The organism is Wenzhouxiangella sp. YN9, from assembly GCF_056324165.1.
In genome coordinates this window covers 144,635-171,567 of sequence record NZ_JBJNIP010000091.1, presented here as the reverse complement: position 1 = coordinate 171,567, position 26,933 = coordinate 144,635, and the positions used below count along the sequence as shown (strand labels likewise).

At 61.6% G+C, this 26,933-nt stretch carries 18 protein-coding genes; 3 read left to right on the top strand and 15 right to left on the bottom strand.

What is annotated here, in order from left to right; all coding sequences use genetic code 11:
• Positions 1-168: 168 nt before the first annotated feature.
• Complete coding sequence (locus ACEWQ0_RS08005) at positions 169-1,860, top strand: DUF885 domain-containing protein (protein ID WP_476485021.1); 1,692 nt, start codon at positions 169-171, stop codon at positions 1,858-1,860.
• A gap of 60 nt (positions 1,861-1,920) precedes the next feature.
• On the opposite strand, the gene ACEWQ0_RS08000 is transcribed toward ACEWQ0_RS08005, so the two are convergent.
• From ACEWQ0_RS08000 to ACEWQ0_RS07960, 9 genes are all read right to left on the bottom strand, one after another.
• Entirely contained in the window at positions 1,921-3,267 is a 1,347-nt protein-coding gene (locus tag ACEWQ0_RS08000) for an NAD(P)/FAD-dependent oxidoreductase (RefSeq protein ID WP_476485020.1), read from the bottom strand.
• A gap of 256 nt (positions 3,268-3,523) precedes the next feature.
• Positions 3,524-3,904, bottom strand: a complete 381-nt coding sequence (locus tag ACEWQ0_RS07995; protein WP_476485019.1) for a RidA family protein — start codon at positions 3,902-3,904, stop codon at positions 3,524-3,526.
• Positions 3,901-5,067: a pyridoxal phosphate-dependent aminotransferase gene (locus tag ACEWQ0_RS07990; protein ID WP_476485018.1), complete on the bottom strand. Its 1,167-nt coding sequence runs from the start codon at positions 5,065-5,067 to the stop codon at positions 3,901-3,903. Before ACEWQ0_RS07990 ends, ACEWQ0_RS07995 begins: the two co-directional genes overlap by 4 nt.
• Before the next feature lie 280 nt (positions 5,068-5,347).
• Complete coding sequence (locus tag ACEWQ0_RS07985; protein WP_476482620.1) at positions 5,348-5,821, bottom strand: MarR family winged helix-turn-helix transcriptional regulator; 474 nt, start codon at positions 5,819-5,821, stop codon at positions 5,348-5,350.
• A gap of 240 nt (positions 5,822-6,061) precedes the next feature.
• Positions 6,062-7,696 carry a DUF885 family protein gene (locus ACEWQ0_RS07980; RefSeq protein WP_476485017.1) on the bottom strand — a complete coding sequence of 545 codons (1,635 nt, stop codon included), beginning with the start codon at positions 7,694-7,696 and terminating at the stop codon, positions 6,062-6,064.
• A 382-nt stretch (positions 7,697-8,078) separates the two neighbouring features.
• Entirely contained in the window at positions 8,079-11,084 is a 3,006-nt protein-coding gene (locus tag ACEWQ0_RS07975) for a TonB-dependent receptor plug domain-containing protein (RefSeq protein ID WP_476485016.1), read from the bottom strand.
• Between the two features lie 810 nt (positions 11,085-11,894).
• A complete protein-coding gene (locus tag ACEWQ0_RS07970; RefSeq protein WP_476485015.1) occupies positions 11,895-12,674 on the bottom strand; it encodes a TerC family protein in 780 nt (259 codons plus the stop codon).
• A gap of 94 nt (positions 12,675-12,768) precedes the next feature.
• Positions 12,769-13,227, bottom strand: a complete 459-nt coding sequence (locus ACEWQ0_RS07965) for a hypothetical protein (protein ID WP_476482616.1) — start codon at positions 13,225-13,227, stop codon at positions 12,769-12,771.
• A gap of 24 nt (positions 13,228-13,251) precedes the next feature.
• The gene (locus tag ACEWQ0_RS07960; protein ID WP_476485014.1) at positions 13,252-13,527 is read right to left on the bottom strand and encodes an ElaB/YgaM/YqjD family protein; all 276 of its coding nucleotides are present in this window, start codon (positions 13,525-13,527) and stop codon (positions 13,252-13,254) included.
• Positions 13,528-13,780: 253 nt separating this feature from the next.
• On the opposite strand from ACEWQ0_RS07960, the gene ACEWQ0_RS07955 reads away from it, so the two are divergent.
• The gene (locus ACEWQ0_RS07955; RefSeq protein ID WP_476482614.1) at positions 13,781-14,383 is read left to right on the top strand and encodes an exopolysaccharide biosynthesis protein; all 603 of its coding nucleotides are present in this window, start codon (positions 13,781-13,783) and stop codon (positions 14,381-14,383) included.
• 17 nt (positions 14,384-14,400) lie between these two features.
• Here the strand turns inward: ACEWQ0_RS07955 and ACEWQ0_RS07950 are convergent, their stop codons facing one another.
• The 3 genes from ACEWQ0_RS07950 to pyk all read right to left on the bottom strand — a co-directional run bounded on the left by ACEWQ0_RS07950 (position 14,401) and on the right by pyk (position 19,676).
• On the bottom strand, positions 14,401-16,710 hold the full coding sequence (locus tag ACEWQ0_RS07950) for an NADP-dependent malic enzyme (protein ID WP_476485013.1): 2,310 nt from the start codon (positions 16,708-16,710) through the stop codon (positions 14,401-14,403).
• Positions 16,711-16,868: 158 nt separating this feature from the next.
• Positions 16,869-17,894, bottom strand: coding sequence for a class I fructose-bisphosphate aldolase (locus ACEWQ0_RS07945; RefSeq protein ID WP_476482612.1), 1,026 nt, complete (start codon positions 17,892-17,894; stop codon positions 16,869-16,871).
• 357 nt (positions 17,895-18,251) lie between these two features.
• Complete coding sequence (pyk, locus tag ACEWQ0_RS07940) at positions 18,252-19,676, bottom strand: pyruvate kinase (RefSeq protein WP_476485012.1); 1,425 nt, start codon at positions 19,674-19,676, stop codon at positions 18,252-18,254.
• 96 nt (positions 19,677-19,772) lie between these two features.
• On the opposite strand from pyk, the gene yghU reads away from it, so the two are divergent.
• On the top strand, positions 19,773-20,651 hold the full coding sequence (yghU, locus tag ACEWQ0_RS07935; RefSeq protein ID WP_476482610.1) for a glutathione-dependent disulfide-bond oxidoreductase: 879 nt from the start codon (positions 19,773-19,775) through the stop codon (positions 20,649-20,651).
• 87 nt (positions 20,652-20,738) lie between these two features.
• Here the strand turns inward: yghU and ACEWQ0_RS07930 are convergent, their stop codons facing one another.
• Genes ACEWQ0_RS07930 through ACEWQ0_RS07920 form a run of 3 tightly spaced genes read right to left on the bottom strand, consistent with a single transcriptional unit; the run spans position 20,739 to position 26,690 of the window.
• On the bottom strand, positions 20,739-22,793 hold the full coding sequence (locus ACEWQ0_RS07930; RefSeq protein WP_476485011.1) for a S9 family peptidase: 2,055 nt from the start codon (positions 22,791-22,793) through the stop codon (positions 20,739-20,741).
• A 35-nt stretch (positions 22,794-22,828) separates the two neighbouring features.
• On the bottom strand, positions 22,829-23,695 hold the full coding sequence (locus tag ACEWQ0_RS07925) for a nuclease-related domain-containing protein (protein ID WP_476485010.1): 867 nt from the start codon (positions 23,693-23,695) through the stop codon (positions 22,829-22,831).
• A gap of 22 nt (positions 23,696-23,717) precedes the next feature.
• Entirely contained in the window at positions 23,718-26,690 is a 2,973-nt protein-coding gene (locus ACEWQ0_RS07920; protein ID WP_476485009.1) for a TonB-dependent receptor domain-containing protein, read from the bottom strand.
• Between the last annotated feature and the right edge of the window lie 243 nt (positions 26,691-26,933).

Below are 26,933 nucleotides of genomic sequence, written 5' to 3'. Positions count from 1 at the left end.
AGACCCTGATCAGATACTCTGACAGCGCACGTGGTGAGGCCACAGTATCGATGGAGCCTGTTGATGACCATTTCAGACCCGCACCCGGCCTCTTGGTTCAAACGCTCTGCCTTTGTGCCCGCAGTGGCAACCTTGCTCTGCCTTTCCACTGGCGTGCTCGCAGGCAGCTTGTCTGAGCTGGAAGCAGAGTACCGAGACATCACCGCAAATCACCGCACGGTCGCCGGCCGCTCGGACGTACCGTCGGGACAGAACGGATGGCCCAAGGAGCTGCCGAAGGATTTGCAGTCTTATCAGCACGACCTCGAGAGCCTGCGCCGCAGGCTTGACGCTCTGCCGGACGAGCGCCTGTCGGCAGATGAACAGCTGAACGCCCGCTACCTCACCCAGGTGGTCGATTGGCGCTTGCAGGGTCTCGCCTTCGACGAGCACCGATTCGCCTTTGTTGCACACGAAGGCTTTTACAATGTGCCCTATTACACAGCGCGCAACACCAGACTTGACGATGCAGACGATGCGCAAATCTGGCTGAGCCAGCTGCGCGATCTGCCACGCTATTTTCAAGAGCAACGCAGCAATCTGGAGCGCGGCATGGCCACCGGCTGGACTCATCCCGGCCGGGTAGTCGATGTTGCCGTCAACGTTCTCGGTGCGCAGGTCAAGCGTCCGATCCAGGAGGATGGCCTTCTGGACCCCATCAGGCATCTGCCCGAGCACGTGCCGACAAAGGTGCGCGAGCGGCTGCTGGCCGAAGGTCGTTCGGTCATCGCAAAGACCGTAAGGCCCGCGCAACAGTCGATGCTCGACTTCATTGACGGGCAGTATCGCCAGGCAGCCCGCGCCTCGATCGGAATAAGCTCCATCCCCGAGGGCCGTGCTTATTATGATTTCCTGCTCGACTACTACACCACTACCGATTTGACGGCCGAAGAGATCCACGAACTCGGCAACAGCGAAGTTGAAAGGATCCGCGCCGAAATGCAGCAGGTGATTGAAAGCACCGGTTTTACCGGCAACTTTGAAGACTGGCTGAAACACCTGAGAACCGATCCACGATTCTACGCAGAGACCCGCCAGGAGCTTCTCGACTTCGCCGCCGTTGCGTCCAAGCGCATTGACGCCGTTCTGTCTGCGTATTTCGGCGTTCTCCCGCGCCAGCCCTTTGCCGTGGTGCCGGTCCCGCGCGATGTGGAGAGCAACTACACCACCGCACGCTATTCCGGCGGCGACTTCTCCAGCGGCCAGCCCGGCCGCTTTCTGGTGAACACCTCCCAGCTGGACCAGCGCCCGCTCTACGAGATTCCGTCCCTGGCCCTGCATGAAGCGGCCCCGGGTCACCATACCCACAGCGCCCTGACCAGTGAGAACCTTGATCTGCCCTCTTATCGCAAGGCACGGGACATGCTGGTCTATCGCGAAGGATGGGCACTCTATGCCGAACGGCTCGGCCACGAGATGGGCGTTTACACTACGCCTTACGAGAAATTCGGCAGCCTATCGATGGAGATGTGGCGCGCCTGCCGCATGGTTGTCGATACCGGCATACATGTCCTGGGCTGGAGCTATGAACAGGCCCGCGCCTGCTTCACGGACAACACCGCCCTTGCCGATATCAATATCGATACTGAACTCGACCGCTATATTGGCGCCCCCGCCGGCGCCGTGGCCTACAAGGTTGGTGAGCTGAAGATCCTGGAAATGCGCAAGCGCGCAAAGGCGCGGTTGGGCAAGGCCTTCGACATCCGAAGATTTCATGATCTGATCCTTTCACAGGGACAGATACCCATGACGGCGCTTGAGCAGATCGTCAACGACTGGATCGCCGACCAGAAGGCCGCCAGTCACCCGTCAGCGAGGTAGATTGCTGCCGGATCAATAATTGCCGTTCAGTTCGTTCTCGCTCGGGGTGCCGGCTCGAGATCAAAGCCAGCGGTCTCTCATGTGCGCGGCTGACATGATGAGCCTGGGCATCAAAGACGCAACGCAATGCAGGGTGACCGGCTTCGGTCTGGTCACTGGGACGGCGCTCGCTTCCTTGTTGCCGCTCGCGAGCAGATTTGCGACCTCGCTGCCGAGGATCGTATTGACGCCGAGACCACGGCCATTGCAGGCCTGTATTGCCAGCAGGCTCAGGTCGCCCTCGGGCAGGCTGATCGTTGGCATCAAAGAGGGATTCAGGTGCGCAGTGCCCGACCAGGCGTATTCAATCGACGGCTTCATTCCATACATACCTGCGAATCGCCGCCGCGCCTCGCTGGCGAAACGGCGGCTGCTCCATTTCGGGAAGACTTCCGGCAGCGCGGATACCACTCGGCCCGTGCCGTCAAGTCGCGCGGTGAAAACATAGGTCTGGCGGTCGGTATAGGGTATTGCGCTGCCGAAATAGCGGCGTCGATCTGCGCTGGAAAGCGGTGGGGTAGCGTATTCGTGTACCAGCAGCGGCAGGGTCGTGCCTCTCAATGCGGGATGCAGACCCGCGTTGCCGCCGTTGGCCGCGAGCACAACCCGTTTCGCCTTGACGCTGCTTTCAGGGGTGCGGATCAGCCAGCCGCCCCCGTCTTTTTGCACGCAGCGCACGGGGCTGTTGGTAAAGACCGGCACACCGGCCGCCCGAAGCACTTGTGCCAAGCCCAACGCGTAGGCCAGCGGGTTGAGTGCGCCACCGGTCTCGAAGAACAGCGCGCCACCATAATGATCGCTGCCGATCGCGTTGGCTGTTTCGCCCGGATCCATGAACTCGACGTCGAAACCCAGCGAGCTCCATGCACGCCCGTCCGTACGCAGTGAGTCGATATCACGATCCGATCTGGCGGGCGAGAGAAAGCCGCGTTGATCAGCATCGCATGCGATCCGATATCGCGAAATCAGGTCAAAGGTAAAAGTCGCTGACTTGCCAACCATCCGGGCAAGCCGCTCACCTTTTTCCTGCCCATGCAAGCGGCAGGCTTTGGCGATCCCGTCCCGCACGAACTCCGGCGCCAGTATGCCTCCGCTTGCGCCCGTAGCAGCACTGCCCGGAGACTCGGCCTCGAGCACCAGTGTGTCGGTACCGTGTTCGGACAGATGCAACGCGGTCGACAGCCCGGCCACGCCGGCGCCAACTACCGCGACGTCAGTCTCGATATCACCGCTGGCGCAGGCGTTGCCGGCAAACCTCTCTGCCGTTGACTGCCACAGCGACGTCATGCCGCCCAGGGGAGAAGCCTCACTGTCCGACGCATTGTTCACTGGAGAGGCCGCCCGGTGCTGATGGTCATCATCGGTCAATGGATACCTCGTTCAGGCTCGACGGGAGAAACTCCCTCCGCAATAAGCGGAGCTTTCGACGGAACGTCGCGAAAGCAAAAGGGATAACGGGCGCCATTGGAAGTGTTGTGGGACATGAGCAGTGACATCGAGCGGCTGTCGGGGGAACAGCCTTTGTTAATATTTGGCCAATGGGAGCTTGGCAGAAAGATGATCGGCGCCGGACCTCGACCTTGCCACCATGCGGGCAAGGCCTGGCGCATTCGTGCGACCACCACTATTTTGTTCTTGCCAGAATCTCGATCTCGACCTTGGCGCCAGGCACTGGAATCTGGCAGATCAGCGTCGTGTTGGCCGGGCGTATGCCGTCAAACTTCTCCGCCAGCACAGGAACGACCTCAGACACGTACTCCGCCGAGGTGACGTAAACGCTGCAGCGAAGCACGTCGGCCAGAGACGCATCGGCCTGCTTCAATGCCTGCTCGATGGTCGCAAAGCTGTTTCGTGCCTGCTCTTCAACAGAGTCGGGCATGACGCCGCTCTCCGGGTCCGGCCCGACCGTTCCGGAAACCACCACCAGGTCGCCTTCGACAACCGCCCTGGAATAACGGGCCAGCTCCTCGAAGCGCGACCCGGATGAAATCAGTTTTCTGGTCATTTCACGTCCCCTTTGCTCAGGTAGGTGGTCAGGCGCTCCATGCCCTCGGACAGCCGGTCGTACGGCTCAGAGCCAAAACAGATGCGCAAGTAATCCTTGCCGGTGCTGTCGCTGGTGTAGAACGTGCCGGACTCGACCGCCACGTGGGCTTCCTCGAGAAGGCGCATCGCCAGGTCATCTGCGGCCATACCCAGGCCGGATATGTCGCAGAACGCGTAAATGGTTCCCTGGGGCACCGCACAGCTGACCCCGGGAATGGCATTAAGGGCCTCTACGACCAGGTCCCGACGCGATTGGTCCTCTGCCACCATCTGTCGGACGCAATCCTGAGACGCAGTGACTGCGGCAAGCGCGCCCTCCTGTGCGAACACGCAAGGATGCGTGGTCGAGTTCATGGTGACGCGGCGCAGCTCGGCAATCATGGGTTCAGGCGCGGCTGCATAACCAATACGCCAGCCATCCATCGCGTAAGCCTTGGTAAAGGCGCTGAGGGTAATCGTGCGTTCCTTCATCCCGGGCAAGGACGCCAGGCAGATGTGGCGCTGATCGTCAAAGGTGATGAACTCATAGACCTCATCCGACAGGACCAGGAGATCATGATCGGTTGCAATATCGGCAATCTGCTCCAGCTCCGCCCGGCTGTAGACGGTGCCCGTGGGATTGGCAGGATTGATCAGCACGATCATCTTGGTAGCAGACGTGATTGCCCGCTCGACTGCCGCAGCATCAAGTCGGAATGTGCCGTCCACCAGTTTCAGCGGCACATTCACGATCTTGCCGCCTGCGAACAGAATCTTGGAGTTGTGCTGGGGATAGAATGGATCGAGGACTATGACCTCGTCACCCTTCTCGATCGTGGCCATGAACGCTGCAAACGAGCCCTGGGTAACGCCATTGGTAATCAGCACTTCGCTGGAAGAGTAGTCAACACCATAATGACTGGAGTAGCGCTCGGCGAGCGCCTCGCGCAACGCCCCCAGGCCCTGCAGGTCTCCATAATGCACCACGCCTGCATCCAGCGCTGCCTTGGCAGCCTCCTTGATGTGCTCTGGCGTGTCGCTCGATGGGCGCCCGATTTCCAGATGAATGATATCGGCGCCAGACTGCTGCAGCCGAGCAGCAGCTTCAAACATGCCGAAGCCCTTTCCGGCCTGGCTACTCATACGCGAAGCTGACCACTTCATTCCGATACCACTCCTGTTGTTCTGTGTTTAGGTTACAAAAACGGGCCACGCAGTCTCACCACGCTCTGACATCGTCGAGCGCTCGGTGCAGTTAGCAACTACCTGCAGTGAGCCCCGGAAGCCGCCATTCAGCAGCGGCAACCTTCATGATCTGTCAACCCTTCCAGTGCGGGACTGGTCGGGGAAATCCCGAAGCCATTCGGTGGAGACTTCGGGTTGCGCCATGGCGAGCCTTCTCCCTGCCGGGAGAAGCTCGCAATCATTCAATCGGCAAGCGGCTCAGGTTTTCAATGATCCGGACCAGCAGCCCTTCGAACTGACGCAGCTCTGCGGCAGTCAAACCGTCGACGGCTCGATGCAACTGACGGCTTGTCAACTCCAGCAGACTGTGGCCCATCTTCTTTCCGGCCGGTGTCAGCTTGACGTCCGTGACCCGCTGGTCGACCTCATTCGAAGCCGTCTTGACCCATCCCTTTTCTCGCATTCGCTCGATAGCGCGCCCACCGGACGATCGCTTCAGCAAGGCTTGCTCGCAAGCGTCCTTGATATTGATCGGACCGTTCTGCATCAGAACCGTCAAGAGTCGATACATCGTTCTATCCACGCCGGCCTTGGCCATCACCTTGTCCAGATCTTCGTGGTACTTGAAGTCTGCGTGGGCGATCAGATAGAACGGCGACTTGAATAAGTTGAAGTCCGGCTTCGCCGGGTCCATGCTGCGAGGCACTGTCATTGCTTTAGTCCTGTTGTCAATCTGGTTAAGTCGGAGCGGATTGCATCCCGCGCGAACGCTAACCTAGCACACAAACCCCGTCAAGCCGGGGCGTCTGCGGGCGGGCGCGCCCGAAAACCGGCCTCCATATCTGGCAAATCCTTCAGCCTCCGAGCCCGTCTTGGCTCCACCTTTCCTGCCGCATTTATCCGGGCCGCAGGCAGCCGCGCACAGCGCGTGCATCGACCACACATCGGGCGGTCAATTTGCGCCGGGAAATGGCTTGCCGACGACATCTTTCCAGACGGCGCGCGCCTGATCCGAAAGCCCTGCCAGCTCCCAGCGAATGAGAGTGACGGGAATGATTCCCCGCGAAAGAAAATCGTCGTGAAACTCGCCCAGGTCGAAGTCTTTGCCCAACTGAAAGGCCCGCTCCGACACCAGCTGTTCAATCTGTGTTTTACCCAGAAGATACATGCTGCCCAAACCAGGGCGCCGCAGGTAATTGACCAGGTCGTAGCGGCCGAGGTCCTCCTCCATGAACGGCACCCAATCCATCATGTACGCGTTGGCTTCATCCACCGTCATCTCGCCGGTGTGCATGCCGATCTCCGCAAAGAATCGGCTGGCTCGCTTGATCAGCGCAATGTAGAACAGCTCGCGCACGCGCGGATTGTCGTCAGCAATACCGGCCTGGATCAGGGCTTCCTCCAGATAGGTCGCCCAGCCTTCGGCACGCGCGCTCTCTGCGTGTGTGCGCCGTATCGGATTATCGAGTTGCTCGCGGAGCTTGCCGTCAAAACGATGGCCCGGTATCGAAGCGTGGATATGATTATTCAAGGCGTTTCGGAACTGAATCTCTTCCCAGAAATGGCGCTTGGTTTTCGCCCGCGGACTCCAGAACACATCGGTCTCGAATTCAGCCGGCATGTAGTCTGGAATCGTCAGCAGATCCAGCTCCTCGACAAGCTCTCTGGTCCTGGCTTCTGCCACCCTGGTTCTGCGCTGGTGTTGCTCCGCGCTCTGGGTGAGCTCGAGCTCATCAACTGATGCGTTCTTGTGCCGGTCAAGGATATAGTCGAAGCGATAGCGATGGAACTCTCGAACGCCGATGGCCCGCAGATCGTCAACCGTCTCCGGCATCAGCCGAACATGCTTCAAATACCAGTTGAAGTTGTCCGTGCCAATGCCTGCAGAGGACGCCATGCCATCGATGTTGTCGACCAGCCAATCGTGGTATTTCTGTGCCGCGTCGCGGGCACTTCGGCAGTCGCTGGTCAGAGCGTCCTTGCTTTGATCGAGACGTTGACAAAGGTCATCGAACCAGCCGATTGTGCCTTCCGGAGGGTTGTCACGGTACGGCTCGCCCTGACCCACTCCATCAAAGTTCCCGAGCAGGAAAATCGCCAGGTCCGCCAACTCTGCCGACGGCTTCTTGAGGTTATCGATGGCGCTATCAACCATGCGCGGCACCGCCTGAAGATCGCGGGTCAGCTCCTTGCGACTTTCCTGTGTCGAAGGAACCTCGGCATGAGGAATGTGCCGGAACTGGTACAGATAGGTCAGCGGATCACGCGCCCAGGGCTGCATGACCCGATGCTGAAAAACAATGTCGTTCATCTTGGACCATACCAGCAGATAATCCACCTGCTGCGGCACGGCCCACGACGAGGTGTCGATATCGAGCAGACGCGAACGAAACTCATCGAGCTTCTCCCGGCGCTCTGCGATGGCGCTGCTACTCAGGTCCGGAACACCTTTGACAATATCCGGCTCGGCGAGCTCGATGATCTCCGAGTTCATTTGTACCAGCGTGGCGTAGCCATCCTGCGCTGTAGCACTTGCACAGACCACCAACGTCACTGACGCAAGCACAAGTCGTTTCAAGTCAATCATGCTGAACCCTCCGATCCCGGCTCAATCATTTCGGCTTCTTGAAGGCAGCGCTCCGGCCAGCTGCGCTCGCCAACCCTGCTCTTTACCCATTGCTGAAGAGATTACGCCAATGCACCCACAAATGCAATACTTTTAACACATATCTGGGCGCATATTCCGGCTGCCCGCGCTTCGCGCTCCGCGGCGGCCGCGAACTCGCCAAAGGCCTGACCCAGGCCGCCTGCAGGCGTTGAAAGCAGCCCAAGTCAACAAATGACGGCAGCCAGTGTCGCTGCTCCGGGCGTTGAACATGAAAGCGACCGCGCACGCCCAGACCGCCTGCGGTTGGGAAGGAGCGGCACGGGCGCCGCTCCTTCCCGATCTCACTCAGTTGCACTTGACATCAGAAATGCGCGCGCAAGCCGACGGTCACGTACCGACCGATGACGTCGTAGGTAAACGAATCCGTGTTCACGAAGCCGACACCGTCGGTATTGCCAATGATCGGCGGGCTCTTGTCGAACACGTTGTCGAGCACGGCGTAGACCGTGTACGTGTCATTCGGGCTCCAGTTGGCTGACAAGTCAAAGTAATTGACCGCGCTCAGCTGACGCACCGGAACGTTGGGCACCGATGAACCACTCGCCTTGGCAGCAGCAATGCTCCCGTTCTTGACGCTGCCGATGTAGCGATGACGAAGCGACAGCTGAAAGTCGTTCTGACTCCACGTCAGACGCTGTACACCGCGCCACTTCGGATCAGCAAAGGAACATACACCGCCGCCCACGAAGCCGGCGCAGTCGGTGGGATTGATGATCGGGCTGCCCTGGAACTTGTTTTCGAACACGCGTGCTGCCGAGAGCGTGTAATTGAAGCCACCCGGCATGCTCGGCAGGTCGAACATGTAGTTCAGGTTGAAGTCGATGCCAGCCGTCTGGATGTTTGCAATGTTGGCATTGAGCAGCGGGACATCCCGCAGCTGGCCGTCAGGACCGCGCGTGGTCAGGGGCTGGCAGAACGGGTTGTCAAGGGAGAGGTCCTGGCGACAAGCGTCGATCGTCGGGCTGAGGCCGCCGCCGAAGATGTCGATAGCGCCATCGATCTCGATGTCGTAATAATCGACCGTCAGGTCCAGGCCATTGATCTGCGCGGGCTGATACACGAAGCCCAGGGTCCAGGTGTCCGAGACCTCTTCTTCCAGATCGGGGTTGCCGCCAACAATGGCGCGAATCTGCTGACTCTCCTGCCTGAAGGTATCAATGGCATTGGCGGGCACGCCAAGCTGTACACAGAAGTCCTTCTCCGCCTGCGTCGGGTTGGCCGAGGCGTCGCAGAAGTCACGCGCCACGGAGGCGGTGTTGTCTCCACCACGATAGAGCTCGATCACATTAGGCGCGCGAATCGCGCGCTGAATCAGGCCGCGAAAGCGAAGATCCGGATGCGGCGCCCATTCACCGCCGTATTTGTAGGATGTGACCGAACCCGCCGTCGAGTAGTCCGAAAAGCGCACGCCGGCCTCGAGGCCGAGGTAGTCCGCGAAAGGCTGATTCGACAGGATGGGCACGATGGTTTCGGCATAAGCCTCTGACACGTGGAAGCGACCGCCCGTCGGCTGCAGGCCGGCCGATCTGGCAACGCCTTCACCGCTTTGGTAGATGTTGTCGGGATCGAAATACGCTGACTCGGAGCGATACTCCCCGCCCACCGCAAAGCCCAGGGGGCCGGCGGGAAGGTCCATGACGACACCTGAGAGGTTGGCACTGATCTGCTCGGACTGCATTTCAGCCTTGTTCATCATATTGAGCCCGATGAAATCAACGTTCTGCTGGCTCCACCCGCCGGTATCAAACAGGTTGAGTGGCGTGCAGCCGCCGGCCGGACCCGTCGGGTCGGCGCATTGTTCCGGATTCTCGGGATCCATCAGAAGCGTTTGCTGGAAACGGGCCAGATGCAGGCCGCCGCCCTGCGTTGTCGACACTTCATTGCGGCCGAAGTTATAGAAAACTTCCCAGTTCATGTCATCGCCGAGCTCGCCTTCGAGGCCGCCGACAAATCGCCACATGGTACGGCTATCGGTATTGGTCCGGCGACCCAGCTCGCGCGTGCTGCGCTGCAGGTTGATCGGCAGCACGCCGTCGAGCTCACCGGTCGGGTCGAGGTTGGTGTTGAGGAAATCTCGCAGGCCGTCGGGCATGTGCGGATTGTTCGTGTCCAGGCGAAAATTCGGGATCAGCGCCGAGGGCAAGGGCACTGGCGAGAGCACCGAGGTGACCTTGACGTTCGAGAACTGCGTTTCCGCAAAGGCGCGCACGCTATCGGTAATATCGTAGCTGCCCAGCCCGCTGAACTGCCAGCGCTCCATGGGTAGCTGCAACGTGCTGTCAAAAGAGGTGTGCGTGCGGTCGCGGCCCTCTTCGTAGGCGCGCCAGCCGCCGTCGGTCAGAACGATCCCCATGGGACCGATGGGCGTTCCGAAGGGATCGGTCATGCCGCTGTTCACCGTCTCGAGCCCGGGGCGGCTCAGACGCGTTTGCGGCGCATTCCGGTTGGCTGCAGGCAGTTGACGCAGGAATGCGTTTCCGTTTTCGTCCACGTCATTCAAGTAGGAATTGGCGCCCCAGGGTCGCTCATCGGCGTCAATGCCCTTGCGGTCGAAATAGTTCGCATACAGGACCACGTTGCCGCGATGGTCATCAAAGTTCGTGCCCATGGTGACATCGAAGCTCATGCGACGACCGTCACCTTCGCCGCTGATGCCGCTCTGGGCGTTGAACTGCAAGCCGTCGAAGTCATTCTTGAGGATGAAGTTGACGACGCCTGCCAGGGCATCGGAGCCGTATACCGCCGAGGCGCCGCCGGTGACGACTTCGACGCGCTCGATCAGTGCCGGCGGAATATTGTTGAGATCAACCACACCGTCCGTGTCAGCGGCAACCATGCGGCGCCCGTTGACCAGCACCAGGGTTCGCTCGGCGCCGAGACCACGGAGATCCACGGTGGCGGTGCCGTTGCCGGGGTTGTTGCTGGAAGCACCGAAGGTGCCAACAACCTGCGGCAGCGTATCGAGCAGATCCTCGACCTCAACGGCTCCGGAGAGCTGAAACTCCTCGGCGTCCAGCACATTCACCGGGCTATTGGAGGTGACGTCGGCACGCGGTACGCGCGAGCCGGTTACAACAATCCGGTCGACTTCAGCCGAGTCCTGGGTTTCCGCGTCACGGGACGCCTGCGCACCCTCGTCTTCGGATGCCTGCTGCGCAAGCGCAACGCTACCCGAAAGCGCCAGGGCAACGGCCGCGGCAACAGCAATCGGGCCAGACCTTCGCCTTGAAAAGGCCGGCAAGCCAGCGTGAGTGCCAGCCGTATCCTGCGCCTTGCCGCACCGATACAGTATCCTGTGTTGCTTCATTGATTTGCTCCTCCAAAAATAGCTTTCTGTTGCCCAGCTCACTTCCTGGGTCAGGGCTGTCGTAACTGGTGTTCGCATCTTGCCAATGCACTGTGAGAACGCATTTACTCGTGAGAGGTCATGGCGTACATTGCTCCTGGCTGTAATCGTCTCGCCAAAGCAAAATACGTGGACATCACTCAAGATCAGTGCAAAAGAATACCCGAATTCACGCGAATACAATGATAGCGTATTGCAGGTGTACTCCAAAGTCAACGCCCCCGCACTCGTAGTCAGCTCGGAGCACTCATGGCTTTATTGACCCGGCATCAAAGCAGGTTGCATTCAGCCGCGCTGTGCATCCCGACAGCAAGGCAGAGAAACGCCGCTGTAGTGAGCTACAGAAAGTTTCGATAACGCACAGGTAGCCGGTGCCCCCTTGATTCGAGTCTGCTCTCAGGCGTTGAGCACGAGAATGTGGATTGCCGCTTGATTACGGCTGGAAATGATGCCGCCTTGATCAGATCGCCTGAAGACGAAACGGCGCACCTGGTGTGGATTGTCGAGTGCCGGCATGGTGCATGGTCGCAGACTCTCGACTTCGGCCCGATCCTTGGGTCATTGGCCCATACGGCGGCAAGACGAGCGGCGCCTTGGTAGTTGTTGACCTCCAGGCAACTCCTTAGCCCAGTCAAGAAGTCCGTACCAAGCTTGCCGGCGCAGGAAGCGGAGCGCATCATCCCCTGCATCCTCAAGCCGATGCCCCGGAGGGGACCGCTTGAGCAACTGCGCTATCAACCCGGCATCAAAACAGGTGGCATTCAGCCGCGCTCACGACCCCTCCGATTCGGCCGCCGGAACGCTGGCCATCTGCCGCCGCAGCCGCATGGGCCGGCTCTTCTTGCGCCGCATCGCGCGCACCCGCAGGTTGAGCAGCTCGACGCCCACCGAAAAAGCCATGGCGAAATAGACATAGCCCTTGGGAATATGAAACTCCATGCCCTCGGCGACCAGGGTGAAGCCGATGAGAATCAGAAAGCTCAGCGCCAGCATCTTGATGGTCGGGTGACGATCGACGAATTGGCCGACGGCTTTTGCCGAGACCATCATCACGCCCACGGCGATGACGATGGCAATGATCATCACCGCAAGGTGGTCGGCCAGGCCGACGGCGGTGACTACCGAATCGATGGAAAACACCAGGTCGATGAGTCCGATCTGGATGAGCACAGACCAGAAGCCGGCCGTGGCCGCGCCTGCCGATGCGGACGGATCATCGCCCTCGAGATTGCCGTGAATCTCGTGGCTGGCCTTGCCGAGCAAAAACAGACCGCCGGCGATCAGGATCAACTCGCGCCCGGTAATCGCCTGGCCCAGGATCGAAAACAGGGTCTGGTCCAGACGCATGATCCAGGTGATGACCAGCAGCAGCGCGATGCGGCTGATCATGGCGATGGAAAGACCGATGATGCGCGCGCGCTGTCGCTCGGCCGCCGGCAGGCGGGCAACAAGCACGGAGATGAAGATGATGTTGTCGATGCCGAGCACAATCTCGAGCGTGGTCAGCGTGCCCAGCGCGATCCAGGCCTGGGGGTCGGCGATCCATTCCATGAGAGATACCCTCGCTACGGCAGCAATCGCGAAAGCTTATCAACCCGGCATCAAAGCAGGTTGCGTTCAGTCGCGCAGATGACAGCGTTTGCCGTCAGGAGCGCCGGCGCTCGCGGCGAACGCGCTCGGATTCCGAATAGCGAATGTAGAGGTCGGACAGCACCCGGCGGAAGGGCTCGCTGTAGCCGGCAGCGATGCCGAGCCCGAGGGTTGTAATCGCCGCTTTGTCGGGGTTGTCCTGTATCCAGCGCGCCAGCACCGGGTCGGCATGCTCGCGCAAGAAGCGCTCGAACTCGTCGTCGTCGGTCGTCTTGCGCGACGGATCACTGCGTCGGGCCGCCGGATCCGCTATTTTGGCAATCAGCAGTACCAGCGCGATCAGGATGATTCCGCAGGCGGCCGTCACCAGCGCCGCGAGTGCCGGCGTCAAGCTTTCGAGTAACGCCAGGTAGCAGGCCATGGCGAGGAAGGCGAATACACACAGCGCCACCGGGACGACGATTGCCGTCACCAGAACGCCGGTCTCCATACGCTTCTTGAGTCTTGTCAGCATTCAGGCAAGGCTGCAAACAAAAGCTCAGCGATCGAGCAACTTGCCGAGGATGAATCCGATCCCGAGCGCGACCGCAATGCTGGTCATCGGACGCTCTTCGATTTCGTGCTCGAACGCGTGCCAGGTCTCGCGCGCCTGCTGGCGCGTCTGGTCAGCGGCCGACCGCAAGCGTTCGCGACCCTCATCGGTCGCGGCGTGGCCCAGCTGCCGGACCGTCTTGCCAATGCCGGAGAGCTCTTCCTTCAACTGCTTGAACTCTTCCCGAAGCTCCTGAAGTTCCTTTTCGGTGTTGGCAGCCATGGTTCCTCCTTCTCTCGATTCTGATGTTGGAGTGTTGTGACAAAGACTACCACACTGAACCGGGAAGTCCCGTTAACGCCCGTATTCCATTGGCCCGGCATCAAAGCAGGTTGCATTCAGCGGCGCTGTGCAGGGCGGCCTGTCGTTCAATATCAATATGTCAGGAGCCCCGAGAATGCAACCTGCTCTGGTGCCGCGTCAATAATCTGCGCCCGCGTAAAATCACTGACCACCGACACCAAGAGATGTGGCCATGAATACCGCCAATTCGCACAAGTCCGAGAGTCTCGAAGGTCTGATCGAGCAGCTGCGCGCGATCAGCCAGGATATCGATCCGGTCGAGCTGCACGACATCCTGCAACAGATCGAACAACGCTCCTTCGGCGCCATTCTGATCGTCGCGGGGATCATCGTGCTGGCGCCGATCATCGGCGATATTCCCGGCGTCCCCACCCTGATCGCGCTGCTGGTCATTCTGACCTCCGTGCAGATCCTGGCGGGGCGAAGCTATTTCTGGCTGCCGCAGTTCCTGCTGCGACGCTCCATCTCTCGCCGCCATCTGCAGGGCGCACTCGACTTCATGCTGCGCCCGGCCCGCTTTACCGACCGGTTTCTGTTTCACCGCCTGTCGCTGTTTACGGGCAACGTCTTTACGCTGATTGTTGCGCTGACGGCCCTGGCCGTCGGCCTGGTCATGCCGCTGCTGGAGTTCATCCCGTTCTCCGCCAATCTGGCCGGCATTGCGCTGTTTACCTTCGGTGCTGCTCTGGTGGTGCGAGACGGCTTGCTCGTGCTGATTTCGCTTGTGCTGACGGTCACGATTGTCGCGCTGGCCGCGCAGTGGCTGCTTGGGTAGCGGCGGCCGGGCCGGGATCAGACGAACAGTTCGCCGCCGGCTTTCGAACGCTGCTCATATTGCTGGGCATCCACCACGGCGATGGCGGTCATGTTGACCACGCGGCGCACGGTGGTTGAAGGCGTGAGCACGTGCGCCGGACGACCAATCCCCATCAGCATCGGCCCGATGGTGACGCTCTTGCCAATCACGCGCGCCATGGAAAAGGCGATATGAGCGGCATCCTGATTGGGCATGATCAGCAGATTGGCCTCTCCACGGAGCCGCGAGTCGGGGAAGATGCGTTCGCGAATGGCCGGCATCAGGGCGGCATCGGCACGCATCTCGCCCTCAACCTCGAGTTCGGGTGCGCGCTTGCGCAGCGCATCGAAAACCTGCCGCATCTTTGCAGCCGACGGGTTGACGTGGCTGCCGAAGTTGGAATGCGAGCACAGTGCCACCCGGGGCGTGATGCCGAACATGCGCAGGCGGTCGGCCGCCATCAGCGTCAGCTCGACCAGCTCCTCGGCGCTGGGGTCAGGGTTGACATGGGTGTCGCAGACGAACCAGACGCCGTTTTCGTTGGTCATCGCCGATAGCGCGCCCAGGGTTTGCGTGCCGTCGTGGGTGCCGAGCACTTCGCTGATGTACTGCAGCTTCTTCTGGTAGCGCCCGACCACGCCGCAGATCATCGCATCGGCCTCGTTGCGGTGGACCATGACCGCCGCAATCACGGCCGTGCGCGTGCGCACGATGGCCTTGGCCGAATCGGGCGTGACGCCGCGGCGTTGGGTGATCTCGTGGAAGGTCTGCCAGTATTCCTTGAAGCGCGGGTCGGATTCGGGGTTGACCAGCTCGAAGTCCTCACCGGGCGTGAGCCGCAGGCCGGCACGCTCGATGCGCATGTCGACCACCTTCGGGCGGCCGATCAGAATGGGTTTCGCCAGCCCGTCATCGACGATGGTTTGCACCGCGCGCAACACGATCTCTTCTTCGCCCTCGGCAAAGACCACGCGCCGGGGGTCATTACGCGCGGCGTCGAACACCGGCTTCATGAGCAGGCCGGTGCGGAAGACGTGTTGATACAGTCTTTCGGTGTAGGCCTTGAGATCCGCGATCGGCCGGGCGGCCACGCCGGAGTCCATCGCGGCCTTGGCCACCGCCGGCGCCAGATGGGCCAGCAGGCGCGGATCAAACGGCTGCGGAATCAGGTAATCGGGCCCGAACTTCGGTACGTCCCCACCGTAGGCCTGCGCGGCCACGTCGGACGCCTCCATCTGGGCCAGATCGGCGATGGCGTGCACGCAGGCCATCTTCATCTCGTCGTTGATGGCCGTCGCACCGACATCGAGCGCGCCGCGGAAGATATAGGGGAAGCACAGGACGTTGTTGACCTGATTGGGAAAATCCGAGCGCCCGGTGGCGATCAGGGCATCCGGCCGCGCCTCGCGCGCCTGGTCGGGCATGATCTCCGGCACCGGATTGGCCAAGGCCAGGATAATCGGCTTGTCGGCCATCGTCTTGACCATTTCCGGGGTCAGGACGCCGGGGGCGGAGACGCCGAGAAACACATCGGCATCTTCGATGATCTCGCCCAACGTGCGCGCGTCGGTCTCGATGGCGTAGGCCGCCTTGCGCTCGTCCATCTCCGAACTGCGACCGACGTAGACCACACCATCGCGATCGCAGACCGCGATATTCTCGCGCTTGACGCCCATGGTCACCAGCAGGTCCAGACAGGCGATACCGGCAGCGCCGGCACCGGAAGCGACCAGGCGGATGTCTTCCATCTTCTTGCCGACCAGCTTCAAACCGTTGACCAGAGCGGCGGCGGCGATAATGGCCGTGCCGTGCTGGTCGTCGTGGAAGACGGGGATGTTCATGCGCTCCTTGAGCGCTTCTTCGACCTTGAAGCACTCCGGCGCCTTGATGTCTTCCAGATTGATGCCGCCGAAAGTCGGCTCCAGGCTGGCAATGATGTCGATGAGCCGGTCGGGGTCGCGCTCGTCGACCTCGACGTCGAAGACGTTGATGTCCGCGAACTTCTTGAACAGCACGCCCTTGCCTTCCATCACCGGCTTGGACGCCGCCGCGCCGATGTCGCCCAGACCCAGCACGGCCGTGCCGTTGGAGATCACCGCCACCAGGTTGCCGCGCGCGGTGTAGTCCAGCGCCTTGAGCGGATCCTTCGCGATTTCTTCCGATGCCGCCGCCACGCCGGGCGAGTAGGCCAGGGCCAGATCCTTGGCGGTGGTCAGCGCCTTGGTCGGCACCAGCTTGATCTTGCCCGGTGGATATTGACGGTGATATTCGAGGGCTTCTTCGCGGAACTTGTCGTTATCGCTCATTGGGGCTTCCGGCTCCGGGTAATAAAACCACGCGGGCCACGAAGCGCACGAAGATAATCAGATTGAATTCATTCTTTCTCTTCGAGCCCTTCGTGCCCTGCGTGGTGGATTCATCATGTCGTACGAAGGTCGCGCCGGGCGCGGCGCTGCGACAGCACTCAGGCGCCTTCGGCGTCTTCGCTCCACTCGCCCACAGCTGCCAGACCATTCATTCTGGCGCGGTGAGCAAGAACCTGCTGGGCTTTTTCGCGGTTGCCCTTCGGGTCCGCCGCCCAGGTCTTGAGGCACTCGGCCTGCAGGGCCCGCCCGTACGAAAACGACAGCGGCCACGGCAGGTCACCCATCTTGTTCATGGTGTCGAGATGCCGGGTGGCTTCCACGTCGCCCTGCCCGCCGGAGAGGAACACGATACCGGCCAGCGCCGCCGGCACGGCGTTGAGCAGGCAGTCGATCGTGGCCTCGGCCACTTCTTCGGTGCCGGCGCGATTGGCGGCCTCCGAGCCGGAGATTACCATTGACGGCTTCAGAATCGTCCCCTCGAGCAGCACATCATGCTCATAGAGCTGGGCAAACTGGATCTTGAGCGCGGCTTCGTTGACGTCGTAGGCGGCGTCAAGATCATGCGCGCCGTCCATCAGCACTTCCGGCTCGACGATCGGAACGATGCCCGCCTCCTGGCACAGCGCGGCATAGCGCGCCAGGGCGTGAGCGTTGGCTTCCAGGCAGGTGCGCGAAGGAATATCGTCGCCAATGGCGATCACCGCGCGCCACTTGGCGAATTTGGCACCCAGCTCGGCATACTCGGCCAGGCGCTCACGCAGGCCATCCAGGCCCTCGGTCACTTTCTCGCCCTCGAAACCGGCCAGCGCCTTGGCACCACGGTCAACCTTGATGCCGGGAATGATGCCGGCCCGGTTCATCAGCTCGACCATTGGTGTGCCGTCGGGCGCCTTCTGGCGCAGGGTCTCGTCGAACAGAATCGCACCCGATACATGCTCACCAAGGCCGGGCGTGGACAGCAGCATCGAGCGATAGTCACTGCGATTGTCTTCGGTCGACTCCACTCCCACCGACGCCAGGCGTTTCTGGATCGTACCGGTGGATTCATCGATGGCCAGGATGCCCTTGCCGGGAGCGACCATCGCCTGTGCAATTTCAACGAGCTGCTCGAGTTTGTCCGTCATGTTCTCAGAACCCCTGCTACGCGGTTGGAAGGTGGGTGGAATGGCAGTCTCTATTGTAGCGAGCCACGGGGCCGAGTTCACCCGTCCTGAGGTCTCTGGCGGGGAAAAACCTCTTAAACGCAAAGCAGCGAAGCAGCAAAGGGCGCAAAGTGCAGAAAACTGGTCGGCTTGCTGTTTGGTCAAGCAGGCCTGCCCAAGAGCACTGATCTCGCCAAAGCCGAACTCGCTTGAGAGTGGCTCTGGGGCTGAGCCCAGCACCGGAGCACTTTCAATGCACTTCTTTTTGATTTTCCTTGCATTCTTTGCTGCTTCGCTGCTTTGCGTTTCAAGGGTTTTGCGTTTGCGGAAACGCCCGCCTCACTCGACGGCGAGAATCTTCATGGTGTTGGTCCCGCCCATCACGCCCTGCTCGTCGCCCAGGGTCATGAGCACGCGATCGCCGGACTCGACCAGTCCGGCGCGTCGGGCATGCTCGATGGCCGAACGGGCCAGTCGGGGGCGGGGCATGTCCTCGGGCACGAACAGCAGCGGCCGCACATGCTGGAACAGACGCATCCTGCGCAGACTGGCCCGATTGGGAGAAAGCGCGATGATCGGCACCGGCGAACAAACCCGGCTGAGCCACTGTGCGGTCGAGCCCGACTCGGTCAACGCGATGATGGCGCGCACCGGCAGGTTGTGGGCCGTGACCATGGTGGCCATTGCCACCGCCTGATCAGTGCGCTCGGCCTCGACGTTGAGCCGCCCCATCGGCAGATGGGTGTCGACGTGGCGTTCAGCGCCGGCGCAGATGCGCCGCATGGCCTCGATCACCGTTACCGGATGGCGACCCACGGCGGTTTCGGCCGACAGCATCACCGCATCGGTACCGTCGATGACGGCATTGGCCACGTCCAGAACTTCGGCGCGGGTCGGGATCGGCGACTCGACCATGGACTGCATCATCTGCGTGGCGGTGATAACCGGCCGGTTGGCAGCCAGCGAAGCCTTGATGATGCGCTTTTGCAGGCCCGGGAGCTCGGCGTCGCCGATTTCCACGCCGAGATCACCGCGGGCGACCAGCACGGCGTCGGACGCCTCGATGATCTCCTCGAGGTTTTCAATGGCCTCGGCACGTTCGATCTTGCTGACCAGGCCGGCATGGCCGCCGGCCGCCTGCAAGAGATCGCGCGCACGCTGCATGTCTTCTGCCCCGCGCGGGAAAGAGACCGCCAGGTAGTCCACCTGCCACTCGGCAGCGCGCCCGATGTCGCGGGCATCGGCTTCGGAAACGCCCGGCACCGACAGCCCCCCGCCGCGCAGATTGAGGCCCTTTCGATCCGACAACGGACCGGAAGTCAGTACGGTGCAATGAATCGTCTGGCCCTCGATGCGCTCGACGCGCAGGGCCATCAGGCCATCGTCGAGCAGCAGCTCGGAGCCGGGGCTGACGTCGTCGACCAGGCCCAGGTAGGCCACGCCTACGCCGTGCTCATCGCCGGCTGGCGGATCGGCCCGGGCGAACAGGGCAAACGGGTCGCCGGCCTGCAGCTCGACCGCGCCTTCGCGAAACCGGTCGATGCGGATCTTCGGCCCGGCCAGGTCAGCCAGAACCGCCACATCGCTGTCGAGCTCCCGCGCCGCCGCTCGCACCATCTTGATGCGACGGGCGTGAGTCTCGTGATCACCGTGCGAGAAATTGACCCGTACCACATCGCAGCCGGCGGTGATCACCTGCTCAAGCACTTCGGGCTCGTCGGTGGCCGGCCCCAGAGTGGCCACAATCTTGGTTCGTCGTGTCATGCTGCCCAGTATAAGCAACCGCGAGCCATTGACGAAGCAGGCCGGCGGTCGCACCTGAAGAACATGCAACCCGCGAAAAAAACTAGGAGTCAGCCCATGAGCACCAATGACTATGTGCCACCGAAAGTCTGGAAGTGGGAAAGGGACGAGAACGGGGGTCAGTTTGCCAATATCAACCGCCCCATCGCCGGCCCGACCCACGACAAGATACTGCCGGTGGGGAAGCATCCGCACCAGCTGTATTCTCTGGCCACGCCCAATGGCGTCAAGGCCACGGTGATGTTCGAGGAGCTGCTGGCGAAGGGGTTTTCGGGCGCTGAGTACGACGCCTGGCTGATCCAGATCGGTGAAGGCGAGCAATTCGGTTCGGGCTTTGTCGACATCAATCCCAACTCGAAGATCCCGGCAATGGCTGACCATGGCGTGGATCCAGTGCGTCGCGTTTTCGAATCCGGCTCGATCCTGCTCTATCTGGCCGAGAAATTCGGCGCCTTTCTGCCGCGCGATCCAGCAGCGCGCACCGAATGCCTGAACTGGCTGTTCTGGCAGACCGGGGCGGCCCCCCTGCTCGGCGGTGGCTTCGGGCATTTCTATAACTACGCGCCGGTCAAGATCAAGTACGCCATCGACCGTTACACCATGGAAGCAAAACGCCAGCTTGACGTGCTCGACCGGCAGCTGGCCGAGCGTGAATTCATCGCCGGCGATGATTACAGCATTGCCGATATGGCGATCTGGCCCTGGTACGGCTGCCTGGTGCTTGACCGCGTTTATGAAGCGGCCGAATTTCTGCAGACACAGGAATATGAAAACGTCATCCGCTGGGCGAAGACCATCGACGCGCGCCCCGCGGTCAAGCGCGGCCGGATGGTGAACTCGGTGTTCGGTGAACCGGATGAGCAGCTGCGCGAGCGCCACGATGCCACCGATCTTGATCGCCTCATCCGCAACGAGGCGGACAACGGGGAAAGCTGATACCAGCCGGGGGCTGGCGTCGGGCTCCGGCCTGCTCTTGCGCCTCCCGTCTCCGCCCCACCGCGGTGGGGCGGATGCAGTTTCGGATCAGTCGGTATCGTAGCGCTCGAACCAGGCCAGGATATTGTCGATCTTGGCAATCAGGCGCGACGGCCGCGAGGCAATGCCGTGCGATGTGCCCGGCAGGCGCAGCATCACGGTGTCCACGCGGGCAAGCTTCAGCGCCTGGTAGTACTGCTCGGTTTCCGACATCGGCGTGCGGAAGTCCTGCTCTCCGGTGATCAGCAGGGTGGGCGTGGTGACGTTGCCCACCAGCGACAGCGGCGAGCGCTGCCAGTAATGCTCGAACGCCTCCCAGGGCGGCGCCGGGAACTGGCGCTCGATCTGGCTGGGGTAGTAATCACCGGTCAGCGTCTTGGAGATCCAGTTGATGACCGGCTTGGCCACCGCTGCGGCGCGAAAACGGTCAGTCAGGCCAATGGCGTAAGCGCTGGCGATGCCGCCGGCCGATCCACCGGTGATGAACAGGCGCTCTGGGTCGATGAAGCCCTTTTCCAGCAGGGCGTCCACGCCGGACATGTGGTCGCCGAAGTCCTCTTCGGAGCTGTATTTGTATTCCAGCAGCATTCCGAAGTCGCGACCGTAGCCTGCCGAGCCACGATGGTTATCGTAGAAAACCACGTAGCCTTCAGCCGCGTAGCGCTGCATCTCGGCGGAGAAGTGCGGGCCATAAGCCAGATGCGGGCCGCCGTGAATCTCGAGCACCAGCGGCCAGGTCTTTTCCGGATCGAAGTCCGGTGGCGTCAGATACCATCCCTGAATTTCAGTGCCGTCGACCGCGGATGGGTACACCACTTCGTGTACCTCGCCGAGCGCCCTTTGATCCAGCAGGTTGCGATTGAGCCGGGTCAGCCGCTGGGGCTCTCCGCCGGCCGGCTGCAGCCAGACATCGGCGGGCGCCTTTTCCGTGCCGCGAGTGTAGGCGATGCTGCCGTCAGCGGCTACCGAGTAGTCACCGCTGCTGTAGGGCCGACCGATGGTCGTGCCGCTGAGACCGTCGATGACGGTCTCGTACTCACCATCGAGATCGATCCGACCGACCTTGCGCCAGCCGCGATCGGTGAAATGGAAATAGATGCTCTGGCCATCATCGGACCAGGCGGGTGCCTCGATGGAACGGTCGAGGTCCTCGCCGAGAACTCTGAGATTGTCGCCGTCGGCATCGATCAGACCCAGCGCATTGATGGTGTACTGACGGCCCTGGTGGTCATCGCGCTCGAAGGCAATGGTCCGGCCGTCGGGTGACACCGCGGGTGCGGAGGCAATGCCCGGCAGGTCGGTCAGCTGCTCGATGGCACCGCCCTCGACAGAGACACGGAACAAGTCGCGCTCGTTGAGCTCATATTGCCACTGTGCAGAACGGTTGGACGCGAAGACAATCCCGGAACCATCCGGCATCCAGGCCAGCGGTCCATGATGATTGAAGTCACCGGTCGTCAGCTGGCGCGCCGCACCACCTTCGGCCGGGGCAATGAACACATGCTTGAAGCCGGGATCGAGATAGCCGCGACCGTCAAAGCGATAAACCACGCTGTCGATGAGCACCGGCGGCTCGGCCCACTCTGCACCGTCGGGTTTGTCAGGCGCCTTGGCGAGTGAGGGCTTTTCAGCCGGCACCTGCATGGTGAAAGCGATGAATTTTCCGTCAGGCCCCCAGGCGATCGAAGCAGGCGTGCGCGTCAGGCTGGTCACCATGGCAGTCTGCCCAGAGTCCATCCAGCGCACGAAAAGCTGTGCCTGCCCGTTCTTGTCTTGTGCCACATAAGCCAGTCGCTCACCCTCGGGAGACCAGCGCGGCAAACTGTAGCTGTTGCGCCCCGACAGCAAGGGGCGGTGCTCGCTGCCGTCCCGGCTGAGCAGCCAGAGGTTGGCGCGGACGCAATCACACATGATGTCGTGGATCGAACGCGCGTAAACCACCTCCTCGCCGCTGGGCGAGATACGCACTTCACTGGCGTACTGCAAGTCGAACAGGTCAGCGGACGCCATGCGTTGAGCGTCATTGCCCTGGGCCAGGGCCGGGCCGGCAACAGCAAGCGCCAGAAAGACAAGGCAAACCGGAAAGAGAGACTTCGTGTGCACTGAAACACCTTGGCTAGGCATGTGAAAGACTCAGTTTAACCGAGCCTCGCGCCTTGCGCTTGGCGCAGCCGGACACCCACCGCCTGAATGAACTCAGCGTTGCTGCCAGGGGAGAACATCCCGGAGTCCCCACCATCGGGCTGCAGCCTGTCCGGGAGCTGACGCCGATGCAGAATCGGGATCTGCGCAAGCTCGGCATCTTCGATGGACATTTCCGGGTGAGCGAGAACCACCGCCGCCCTTGCGCGACTGTGGATAGCGTGCTGCAACAGCCAGCGCTCGAGAGCGCGCGCCTGAGCCTGGGCCTGGGGTATCGGGTTGGGCATCGCCCGCCAGCCCGGGCGACTGCCGCAGCCGGCGCGTCGAACCAGCGGCCAGTGCTTTTCTTCCGGCCGCACCTTGACATGGCCGGGCGTGTTCTTGACTTCCAGCACCCAGATATCGCGTGGTCCGGCAACCACGAAGTCCAGCTCGCGCGCTTTATTGGGCAAAGTGGCATCCGGCAACCTGAGGCGATTGATGACGACAAAATCGTCGGGAAGTGCGGCGAGCTGCTCGAGCACAGCGGCCTCGCCCTCCGCGCCGGCCAGGTGGCCTGAGTCTACGCTGCTGGTGCCGGGCAAAGCGGCAAAAAAAAGCACGCAGACGCTCACGCCAGCGAGCATCACGCCAAGCGGCACGCTCCAGGCGCCGGCCAGGGCAATCAGCACGAGGCTCGCGGGCGCCACCAGCAGCAGCCGACGATAACGCCGACGGCGCTGCTCACGCAGCTCTTCCCGGTGCCGCCTCAGGGGCGGGTATTCGACGACAAAACGGGTATCGGCCATGTCGACTCCAGTGTAGCCGGCCTTTGCTTCGAGCCCATAAAAAAACCGCAGGCCGGGGGCCTGCGGTTTTCGCATTACCGATGTTCCGGTTCTGCTTTTAGTTCCTGAAGGTTGCACCCAGGAATACATAGCGACCGATGTCGTACACGGTCGGGTAGGTGTTGCCGTTACCCAGGGGCGGACCCGAGGAGGTCACGATCGGCGCATCGTCACCAAACACGTTGTTGACGCCACCACGGAAGCTGAAGCTTTCGCTCAGGTCGTAGTTGAACGCCAGATCAAGATACTGCTGGGTGTTGATCTTGCGGTCGATTGCAGGCTTGATCTCCTGACCCAGCTCGTTGTCCGTGCTGGAGTAGTAGCGCCAGGTCGCGGTGAGCGAGAGATCCCAGGGCGTACGCCAGGTCGCGAGCATGCGATGGCGGTATTCCGGGGACGGGGCCTCACAGGCACCTGCGTGGTAGCCTGCGCAATCAATCGGATCGGCACCCGGGAAGGACTCCGTCTCGAGCTTGTCCAGGAAGGTAGCGGCGTAGTCGAGCCGCAGCGAGCCCATGCCGCTGAGACCGATATCGGACAGGCCCATGTCATAGCTGGCCTGAACGTCGAGACCCTTGGTCTTGAGGCTGGCGATGTTGACCTGCGTATTGGTGAAGCCAACGCCCGGCGTACCGGAGTTGAGCGAGCCGCGGCCGTCGCGCTGCATCAGATCACAGAAGGTCGCATCGCCGGTTGCGAGGCACTGTGACAGGATCGTCGATGCCGGAATGCCGCCCGAGATCGCGTCGTCCACCGTGATGTCGAAGTAGTCGACCGACAGCGTCAGGCCGTCAGCAAAGGTCGGAGTGAAAATGACACCGAAGCTGATCGTGTCGGACTCTTCAGGGCTCAGGAACGGGTTACCCCCGGTGATCGACTGCGTCTGACCGGAGAGCACGTCCAGGATATTGCCATACTGATCCTGGGTCACGCCCGTGCGGGCACACTCTTCGAAGCTGGCCGTCGGGTTCGAGGTCGCACAGGGATCGTAGTTACCCTGGGAATCCTGCGACAGGTTCGGCAGGTTGGTGCCCTGGCCGGTGTAGAGCTCGATCACGTTCGGAGCACGCACGGCGCGCTGGAACTGCGCACGCAGACGAACCGAATCAACCGGCGTCCAGTTCAGGAACGCGTGGTAGGTATCGGTGGAGAAGTCGTTGGTCGTGCCACGACCTTCCGCCTCGTAGTCCGAATAACGGTAGGCGCCGCCCAGAACAAGCTGCTCGGCCATGGGGGCTCCCGTGACCAGCGGCAGCTGCGCTTCGGCGTAGAACTCGGTCACCGCAACTTCACCAGAGACGGGCAGAGTCGGGCCACCGACACCGGTGAAGCCGCCGTCGGCCTGCTGCGAAGTCTGGTCAGGAGTGGATTCGAGCTCGTCCTTGCGATACTCGGCACCCACCAGCACGCCGAGGCCGCTGCCGGCAAAAGGCGACTGCAGGCCGACACGGCCCAGATCGGTCTGGATGTTACCGCCGAAAACGAGCTGCTCGACGTTACCGACGACCACGCCGGTCCCTTCGAGGTAGTTCAGCGCTTCCGGATCGACCAGGGATTCGCCGTTGGGGCCACGCTGGAAGATGTTGTAGGGAATGCAGTCCTCGTTGCCCGAGCGACAGACCGGGTTGCCGTTGGCGTCTTCAACCACGTAGAAGGCGTCCTGAACGTGATCGATCACGAAGTCGCCGGTCGACACTTCCTTGTTGTCGGTCGACGCGAACTGGGAGAACAGTTCGAAGTCGTAGTCGTTGGCAAACGTACCGCGAATACCGGCCACCGTACGGAAGGTGGAGATATCGATCATCGAGTTACGCGGGCCACCCTCCACGTTCCGGTGCGATGCCGTAATGCGGTGGACTTCGTCCGGCAGCTCGCCGGTGTCCGGATCCGGCGTGTTACAGCCGTAGAGGTCGGTCAGCGAGATGCCCGGGGTGTTCTGAATGAACGGGTTGTCGCAGTTGATCGACCAGCCGCCGAAACTGGCGGACTCGGCCACCTGGGCATCCGTGCGCGTGTTGTTGTAGCTCAGGTCAGCAAAGAACTCGATATTGTCGGTGATCTCGTAGCTGCCCTTGCTGTAGATCTGGAAGCGCTCGGTGGGACGCTGGAAGTAGTTCAGCGGGCCATAGTTGTGCGTCTGGTCGGGGCCGCCGACGTAGGGGACGATGGTGCCGTCGTCCTGCTGGAAAGCAGAACCACCGGGGCCAGCAAACAGACGATAGTTACCCGAACCGGCACAGCCGAGCCCGTTGTAGCTGTTCTCACCCGAAGCCGAAGCCAGGGCGCAGGCGCTGGTGATGCGGCTGTCCTGGGTGATCGACTTGGTGTTCTCGTAGTTGGCGTGCATGACCACGTTGCCGCGACCCTCGAAGGCGTTGGTGCCCATGGTCAGTGCGATGCGGTACTCCTCGCCGTCCCAGGTCGAGCCAGGGGACTTGACGTTGGCCGCCGAGTGCACCCGCTCGAGCATGCTGTTGCTGTTGCCCGACTGGTGGGCGCTGCCCTGCACGTCGATCTCGATGCCTTCGTAGTCATCCTTGAGGATGAAGTTGGCAACACCGGCGATGGCGTCGGAACCGTACACGGCTGAAGCACCGCCGGTAACGATTTCAACCCGCTCGACGAGCTGCGTCGGCACCAGGTTGAGGTTGGCCGGAATGCTGACCGCCGAGCCGAAAGGCAGACGGCGACCGTCGATCAGGGTCAACGTACGACCGGCGCCCAGACCGCGCATGTCCAGCTGGGCGGTACCGGAGGCACCGTTGGAAACTTCGGAAGCCTGGCTGGCAAAGATCTGCGGCAGCTGGTTGGTCAGGTCTTCGATGCGGCTCACGCCGCTGGAGTCGATTTCTTCGGCGCCGACCGTGAGAACCGGGTTGGGCGCGACCACGTTGTCATTGGTGCTCAGACGGGAACCGGTAACGGTAATCCGCTCGAGATCGGAGGCTGATTCCTCGGAGTCGTCCGCGTCCTGGGCCATGACGCCCAGGGGCGAAAGCCCGAGTACCAACCCCGCGAAAAGCGAGCTCATACCCGCCCTCAGCAGTGGGTTGCGTTGTTTACGAGACAGTTTCACTAGCGTTCTCCTCTCTACTTTCTGACTTGTCGCTTTTAAGGTTCAAACACCCGAATCGGGTCTCAGCTACAAGAACGCGCAGACTAAACGCGCATTACTTTCGACCCGCATGGTAACGGGCGCTTAACGGAAATTCAAGCAAGATTTGCCGCCCGCCTCGGGGATCTGCAAGTAACTGGGTCTCCATTGTGCCCGAGA